This is a genomic window from Rhizobacter sp. P1_G5 (assembly GCF_056405435.1).
Genome location: NZ_JBFUCB010001136.1, coordinates 1 through 756, shown reverse-complemented (window position 1 = coordinate 756; position 756 = coordinate 1). Strand labels below are relative to the sequence as shown.

The following is a 756-nucleotide window of genomic DNA, read 5'->3' as shown; positions in this document are numbered from 1 at the left end:
AACCTGGCGGTCTTCTTCGCCTCTCACGTGCTGTGGCCGGCGGGCCTGTCGGGGCGCTTCGAGTGGCCGGCAGCGGTCATCGGCATCGCCGCGGCCATCGCGCTGATTCGCTTCAAGGTCGGCGTCATCCCCGTCGTCCTGGTTTCGGGCTTGTGTGGCCTGGCGCTGAGCTTGGCCGCTGCCTCGTGATCCGCTGACGCCGGTCGATTTCCTCCAGCGTCCGGTTGCATGATCCACCCATATGGTTGTATCGTGCAACCATATGGACGGTTTTGCGAATCCAGAACATCCACTGGTCGAGGAGATCCGGGCAGCCTCGCGCTCCATGGYGCGCGACTGGGGTTTCATGGGCGGCCGATTCGCGGGTGCGGACCTGTCGCCGTCCGCCGTCCACGCCCTGATCGAAATCGACGCTGGCGACATCAGCGCCCGGGACCTGGGCGTGCGCCTGCGCCTGGAAAAATCCAGCGTCAGTCGGATGCTGCGCAAGCTCGTGGACTCGGGCGATGTGTGCGAGGCAGCTGCCGACCACGACAGCCGGATCAAGCTGCTCTCGCTGACCCCGCCGGGTCGACGGCGCGTGTCGGCGATCCACGCCCACGCGCGCGCCCAGGTCGCGGCCGCCTTGGGCCGCCTGAAGCACGGCCAGCACCGCACCGTTCTCAACGGCCTGCGGCTCTACAGCGAGGCGCTCGCAGGCGTGCATGAGGTGCGCCCCGATCCGCCAGCGGTCGATGTGACGCCGGGCTACCAGGT

At 68.1% G+C, this 756-nt stretch carries 1 protein-coding gene and 1 pseudogene; both read left to right on the top strand.

Annotated features, from left to right (window positions below; all coding sequences use genetic code 11):
- Window positions 1–189: pseudogene (locus tag AC1D12_RS34565) on the top strand (chromate efflux transporter); the annotation flags it as partial.
- Between the two features lie 73 nt (window positions 190–262).
- A partial coding sequence (locus tag AC1D12_RS34560; RefSeq protein ID WP_477845562.1) for a MarR family winged helix-turn-helix transcriptional regulator occupies window positions 263–756 on the top strand: 494 nt, incomplete at its 3' end.